The organism is Acidovorax sp. SRB_24 (genome assembly GCF_012931925.1).
Genome location: NZ_MWOM01000112.1, coordinates 1 through 6,086 on the forward strand (window position 1 = coordinate 1; position 6,086 = coordinate 6,086).

At 69.7% G+C, this 6,086-nt stretch carries 7 protein-coding genes; 3 read left to right on the forward strand and 4 right to left on the reverse strand.

Annotated elements, in window-relative coordinates:
• From B2J89_RS20410 to B2J89_RS20420, 3 genes are all read left to right on the forward strand, one after another.
• Positions 1-909: tripartite tricarboxylate transporter substrate binding protein (locus B2J89_RS20410; RefSeq protein WP_169170694.1), on the forward strand; the 909-nt coding region annotated here is incomplete at its 5' end.
• Positions 910-976: 67 nt separating this feature from the next.
• Positions 977-1,975, forward strand: coding sequence for a tripartite tricarboxylate transporter substrate binding protein (locus tag B2J89_RS20415; RefSeq protein WP_169170695.1), 999 nt, complete (start codon positions 977-979; stop codon positions 1,973-1,975).
• A gap of 93 nt (positions 1,976-2,068) precedes the next feature.
• Positions 2,069-2,707: a DUF924 family protein gene (locus B2J89_RS20420; protein ID WP_169170696.1), complete on the forward strand. Its 639-nt coding sequence runs from the start codon at positions 2,069-2,071 to the stop codon at positions 2,705-2,707.
• Positions 2,708-2,768: 61 nt separating this feature from the next.
• Here B2J89_RS20420 and B2J89_RS20425 read toward each other — a convergent pair whose 3' ends face one another.
• From B2J89_RS20425 to B2J89_RS20440, 4 genes are all read right to left on the reverse strand, one after another.
• Positions 2,769-3,641: a tRNA-uridine aminocarboxypropyltransferase gene (locus tag B2J89_RS20425; protein WP_205763918.1), complete on the reverse strand. Its 873-nt coding sequence runs from the start codon at positions 3,639-3,641 to the stop codon at positions 2,769-2,771.
• Positions 3,623-4,231, reverse strand: a complete 609-nt coding sequence (locus B2J89_RS20430; protein WP_169170697.1) for a class I SAM-dependent methyltransferase — start codon at positions 4,229-4,231, stop codon at positions 3,623-3,625. Before B2J89_RS20430 ends, B2J89_RS20425 begins: the two co-directional genes overlap by 19 nt.
• 215 nt (positions 4,232-4,446) lie before the next feature.
• Positions 4,447-5,454, reverse strand: a complete 1,008-nt coding sequence (locus tag B2J89_RS20435) for an NAD(P)-dependent alcohol dehydrogenase (RefSeq protein WP_169170698.1) — start codon at positions 5,452-5,454, stop codon at positions 4,447-4,449.
• Positions 5,455-5,615: 161 nt separating this feature from the next.
• Positions 5,616-6,002, reverse strand: coding sequence for a VOC family protein (locus B2J89_RS20440; protein WP_169170699.1), 387 nt, complete (start codon positions 6,000-6,002; stop codon positions 5,616-5,618).
• Positions 6,003-6,086 lie beyond the last annotated feature (84 nt).

A 6,086-nucleotide genomic window follows, 5' to 3' on the forward strand; every position in this document is an offset into this window, starting at 1 on the left:
CCGGCCGCCGGCGCCGACTACCCCACGCGGCCCATCAAGCTCATCGTGACCTTCGTGCCCGGGGGCGGGGCCGACATCGTGGGCCGCTACATCGCCCAGGGCCTGACCAACGCGCTGGGCCAGCCCGTGGTGGTGGAAAACAAGGCCGGCGCGGGCGGCCTGATTGGCGTGGAGGCGGGCCTGGCCGCGCCGGCCGACGGCTACACCTTCACGCTGATCTCGGCGAGCTACACCGTCAACCCCAGCCTCTACAAGCTCAAGTTCGACCCGGTCAACGACATCACGCCGGTGGCCCAGATCTCGGCGGGGCCGCTGCTCGTGGTGACGCACCCCGACTCGGGCTTCCACAGCATGAAGGACATCGCGCAGGCGGCCAGGGAGCGCAAGGGCCACCTGACCTATGCCTCGTCGGGCAAGGGCAGCGCGCTGCACCTGGCCGCCGCCGAATTCGCCAACCGCGCCGACGTGCAGATGAACCACATCCCCTACAAGGGCGGCGGCGCGGCACTCAACGACATGCTGGGCAAACAGGTGGACGTGTACTTCGCCGCCACGGCCAGCGCGCTGCCGCACGTCAGCGCGGGCAAGCTGCGGGCGCTCGCCGTCACCACGCCCAAGCGCCTGAGCGCGCTGCCCCAGGTGCCGACGATTGCCGAGTCGGGCTACCCCGGCTACGACGTCACGCTGTGGTACGGCCTGATCGGGCCCAAAGGCCTGCCCGCGCACATCGTCCAGCGCATCAACACCGAAGTGAACAAGGTGCTGGCCCTGCCCGCCACGCCGAAGAAATTCCAGGCCGACGGCGCCGAACCCGCGGGCGGCAGCCCGGCGGAATTCAAGGCGCTGATCGCCAAGGAAATCGCCACCTGGACCCAGGTGGTGAAACAGCTGGACGTCAAACCCGACTGACCCGCGCAGCACCCCGTCCAGGGTGCGCATCCCCAACCACAAATAACCACAAATCACAGGAGTCCTGATGACTGAACCCCACTACCTCACGCGCCGCACGCTGCTGGCTGCCGGCGCGGCCGCGGCCCTGCCCGCGACCGTCGTGCACGCCCAGAATGCGGCCTGGCCCTCCAAGGGCCGCACCGTGCGCTTCATCGTGCCGTTCGTGCCCGGCGGCACCTCGGACATCGTCGGCCGTGCGGTCACCCATGAACTCACGCGCATCCTCGGCACCACCGTCATGGTGGACAACAAGGCCGGCGGCGGCGGCATTCCCGCGATGCTCGAGACCGCGCGCGCACCGGCCGATGGCTACACGCTCATCCAGGGCCACGTGGGCTCGCTGGCGGTGAACCCGTTCATCTACAACAACCCCGGCTACGACGTGAACAAGGACTTCGTTCCCGTCACGCTGTTCGTCAAGGTGCCGAGCCTGTTCGTGGCCCACCCCAGCGTGCCCGCGAACAACCTGCAAGAGCTGGTCGAGTACAGCAAGAAAAACCCGACCGAACTCAACTACGCCTCGGCCGGCAACGCCAGCGCCGGGCACCTGGCGATGGAATACCTCAAGCTCACCACCGGCTTGAAGGCCACGCACATTCCCTACCGCGGCACGGGCCCGGCGCTCAACGACCTGATGGCCGGGCGCATCCAGCTGTTCTCGGCGGGCACCCCGGCGCTGGGCACGCACATCAAGAAGGGCACGCTGCGCGGCATCGCCACCGGCACCAAGGCGCGCCTGCCGTCACTGCCCCAGATGCCCACCGTAGCCGAGTCCGGCTACCCGGGCTTCGAGTCGGTTCAGTGGTACGGCATGCTGGCCCCCGCGGGCACGCCGCCCGACGTGGTCAAGCGCCTGCAGCTGGCCTGCGCCGCCGCGCTCAAGTCGCCCGCCGTCGCAGAGCGCTTTGCGCACGAAGACGCCGTGCCCGGTGGAGAAACGCCAGAGCAGTTCGCCGCGTTCATCGCCAGCGAGCAAAAGCGCTGGAAGGACATCGTCGCCAAGGCAGGCATCCGCGCGGACTGATCTCCGCGCACCCGGTGGCGCCGGGCGGCGCGCCGTGAAGCGCCGCACAATGGCCCTTCGCGCCGACCGGCGCCACCCCGGAGACCTGCCGCCATGCCCACCCCGCCGTCCCTGCCCCCGAAGTCCGCCGCCGATCCGCGCATCGCCGAGGTGCTGGCGTTCTGGCTCGGCGCCGAGGTGCCCACCGACGCCAGCGCGCTCACGCGGCAAAGCCTGTGGTTCACGAAGTCGGACGCGGTCGATGCCGACATCGCCCGGCGCTTTGGCGCGCTGGTCGACGAGGCGCTGGCCGGGCGCCTCGACACCTGGGCGTGCGGCCCCTGGGGCAGCCTGGCACTCGCCATCGTGCTCGACCAGTTCACGCGCAACGTGCACCGCGGCGCGCCCCAGAGCTTTGCCGGCGACGCGCAGGCGCTGGCCATCGCGCTGCAGGCCATCGCCGAAGGCCACGACCGCGCCCTGCCCACCGTGGCGCGCACCTTTCTGTACCTGCCGCTCGAGCACGCCGAAGACCCGGCGCTGCAGGCGCGCAGCGTGCAGGCCTTCACCGAACTGGCCGCCGAGGCCACGCCGGACACCCAGGCGCTGCTGGCCAGCGCGCTCGACTACGCGCGCCAGCACCAGGACGTGATCGCGCGCTTTGGCCGCTTTCCGCACCGCAACGCCATCCTCGGGCGCGAGAGCACGGCCGAGGAGCGCGCCTATCTGGCGCAGCCCGGTGCAGGTTTCTGAAAATACCGTGAAATCAGCCACAAACGCTGATGGGTAAAGCGCTAACAGCTATCGAATTTGATTAAGTCGCGGTGCCGCCCAGCGGCGTTGGCCCGCCTTGTGCAGCGCGGTCCAGCGCCTGTGCCTCCAGCCCAGCGCCCGGCCCGCTGAGGCCCTGCAGGCGCGCATGCGCCGCATCGTTCCAGTCCACCGGCTGCTGGTTCTTGGCCTGCAGGTAGTGGCCCGTGAACACGTCGAGGTAGGCCTCCAGCGTCTGCGCCGCGTGGGTCTCGCCGGCGAGCTCCAGGCACAGCGCCGCCACCTCGGACGTGCACAGGTGCTCGGCGCACCGCGAGCGGCGCAGGCGGTAGCGCGAGAGCTGCTCGGGCCGCAGGCTGAGCACCGGCAGAAGGTCGAGGTACGGGCTCTTGCGGAACATCTTGCGCGCCTCAGGCCAGGTGGCATCGAGCAGCACGAACAGCGGGCGCCGGCCTTCGGGCGCCAGCGGGCCGCCGCAGGCCGCGCCCAGCGGCACCTCGGTCACCACGCGCTCGGGCGCCACGAACTCTCCCGGAAACACCAGCACCGGCTGCCACTGCGGGTCGGCCAGCAGCGCCAGCAAGGCCGGATCGACCTCAGTGCGCGCCCAGCCGAACGCAAAGGTGTCGGCCACCACGTCGGCAATCAGCCAGCCCGTGTTGCTGGGCTTGAGCGGCTCGATGTCGGCCATCAGCAGGCAGACGCCGGCGCGCGTCGGCACGGGCGGGCGCAGCGCGCACAGGCAGTGGCTCGCGGCCACGCGGCACCCCGCGCAGCGCGCCACGCGCGAGCCGCCGCGCGCCAGGAAGGGCTTGGCGCTGCGCGCCAGCCGTTCGGTGCGCAGGCGCGACACCGCGTGGCCCACGGCGGCGCTGGGGGTGGCGGCGTCGGCCACGCTCACCGGCCGCCCGCGCATTCGAGCTCGAACAGCGGCACCTCGGCCTGGCGGCTCAGCCACATACCGCCGCCCAGCTCGATGAAGCCGTTCGAGAGGCCGCGCCGGTACAGCTGCGCACGGTGCCGGAACAGGCGCGGGTCGGTCAGCGTCTCGTCGAGGATGTCGCGCTCCCAGTCCTCGCGCGAGACCGCCTCGACGTACAGCGCGCCCCGGCACAGCGGCGCCAAGTTGCGCAGCGCGCGCTGCAGGTCAGATGCGCTCAGGTAGGGCAGCACGCCCTGGCAGATGACGAAGTCAAACGGCTCGGCCGCTTGGTAGTCGACCACCGAGCCGCGCTCCCAGCCAAAGCGCTCGCACAGGTATGCGCTGTATTCGACGCCATGGAACGACGCCAGCGGAAAATGCCGCGCGACCACATCGCGCCACAGCCCGATGCCGCAGCCCACATCGAGCACGCGGCGCACCGGCACACGCAGGTACTTGAGGTAGCTGCAGACGAACGCACCCAGCCGCTCGACATGCTCGGGGTCGACCACGCTGGTCTTCTTATCGAAGTAATAGCGCTGGTAGTACGCCTCGTCGAACCACTGGTCACTCGCAGATTGCACGCATGCTCCTTGTCGGCCGGCCCCGGGATGGGACCGCAGGCCGGCAAGTATGGCCCAGCCGGCGCCGCCATGGGGCGCTGCGGTATTTACGGTGTTTTTGGATGCCAGCCCAGGCGCAGCATACGCTTGCAGCTATCAATTTTGCTGTCACTGCCGCGGCATCGGTCCCGGCGCCGGCCACCCGCGGGCGCTGCCGCGGGATCTTGGCTGCACGCTCAGTAGCGCAGGCAGATCTTGCCGAAGTGCTTGCCGTCCTTCTGGTGGGCGAAGGCCTCGGCCATTTGCTCGAGCGGGTAGCTGCTGTCGATCACGGGGCGCCAGCTCCATTGCTCCAGCGCGCGCACCATGTCCTGCTGCTGCTCGCGGTTGCCGACGATCAGGCCTTTGAGGGTTTGCTGCTTGCGCATCAGCTCCGCCGTGGGCACGGCGCCGGCAAAGCCGGTGAGCACGCCGATCAGCGCGATGTGGCCACCCGGCGCACAGGCGCGGATGGACTGGGGCAGCGTGGCCGGACCGCCGACCTCAACCACCAGGTCCACACCGCGCCCGCTGGTGGCGGCCAGGACCACATCGCCCCACTCGGGCTGCTCCAGGTAGTGGATGACGGTGTCGGCGCCCAGCTGCAGCAGGCGCTGCTTCTTGGCTTCGCTCGACGTGGTGGCGATCACGCGCGCACCCATGGCCTTGGCCATCTGCAGCGCAAAAATGGAAACACCGCCCGTGCCCAGCACCAGCACGGTGTCGCCGGGCTGCACGCGGGCATCCACGACCAGGGCACGCCAGGCCGTCAGGCCGGCCGTGGTCAGCGTGGCCGCTTCCTCGTGGCTGTAGCCCTGGGGCGCATGGGTGAAGGCGTTGACCGGCATGTTGACCTGCTCACGCGCAAAGCCGTCCACGCCGTCGCCGGGCACGGTGGCAAAGGTGAAGGGCACGTTGCGGCCCGACTGCCAGTGCGGAAAGAAGCAGGACACCACGGCATCGCCCACGGTGAACTCGGTCACACCCGCGCCCACGGCGGTCACCACCCCGGCGCCATCGGCCATGGGAATGCGGCCGTCGGCGGCACGGGCGTTGCCCGCCACCACCCCCAAATCGTGGTAATTGAGCGAGCTGGCATGGATGCGCACCTGGATCTCGCCCGCCAAGGGCGCGCCGGGTGCGGGCAGGTCGACCAGGTGCAGGCGGTCGAGGCCGCCAGGGTGCTGGAGCTGGATGGATTTCATGGCTGTCCTTCGATCGGTCGCAGAAGAAAAACGGATGCCCGGTACTGCCCGTGCTGGCCGCTGTGGTTGTGACAAGGGCCAGAGGCCCCACCCGGCCTGGCCTGCACCCCGTCAGGCGCGAGCGGCCGCTCGCCCGGCGACGCGGCCACTTCGGCCCTGCTTCAGGCCGCCTTGGGCGGCCGGTGCAGCGCGCAGATCTTGTTGCCGTCCGGGTCGCGCAGGTACGCCAGGTACAGCGTGCCGCCCGGGCCTTCGCGAAAGCCCGGCGGGTCTTCGCAGGGGGTGCCGCCGTTGGCAATGCCCGCGGCATGCCAGGCGTCTGCCTGCTCGATGGACTGCGCGGTGAAACCGAGAGTGCTGCCATTGCCGTGGCATGCCGAGTCGCCGTTGATGGGCGTAGTGATGGCAAAGGTGTTGCCCCCGCTGCGGTAGAAATAGCGGTTCTTGTTGGCAAACCCTGGGGCGATGCCCAGCGTGCCCAAAAGCGCGTCGTAAAACGCCTTCGACTTTTCCAGATCGTTCACACCCACCATCACATGACTGAACATCGTTTTCTCCTTGGTTGACCCGATACGGGCGAAATGCAAGCGCAGGCGATGTTACGGGCGCAGCGCTGTCTTTGCATGGACGCA

What these genes read in the sequence shown, in the direction of transcription:
- B2J89_RS20425 (WP_205763918.1), bottom strand. Translation starts at nt 3,641, where the DNA reads ATGCGCGGGCGGCCGGTGAGCGTGGCCGACGCCGCCACCCCCAGCGCC.
- B2J89_RS20440 (WP_169170699.1), bottom strand. Translation starts at nt 6,002, where the DNA reads ATGTTCAGTCATGTGATGGTGGGTGTGAACGATCTGGAAAAGTCGAAG.
- B2J89_RS20435 (WP_169170698.1), bottom strand. Translation starts at nt 5,454, where the DNA reads ATGAAATCCATCCAGCTCCAGCACCCTGGCGGCCTCGACCGCCTGCAC.
- B2J89_RS20420 (WP_169170696.1), top strand. Translation starts at nt 2,069, where the DNA reads ATGCCCACCCCGCCGTCCCTGCCCCCGAAGTCCGCCGCCGATCCGCGC.
- B2J89_RS20415 (WP_169170695.1), top strand. Translation starts at nt 977, where the DNA reads ATGACTGAACCCCACTACCTCACGCGCCGCACGCTGCTGGCTGCCGGC.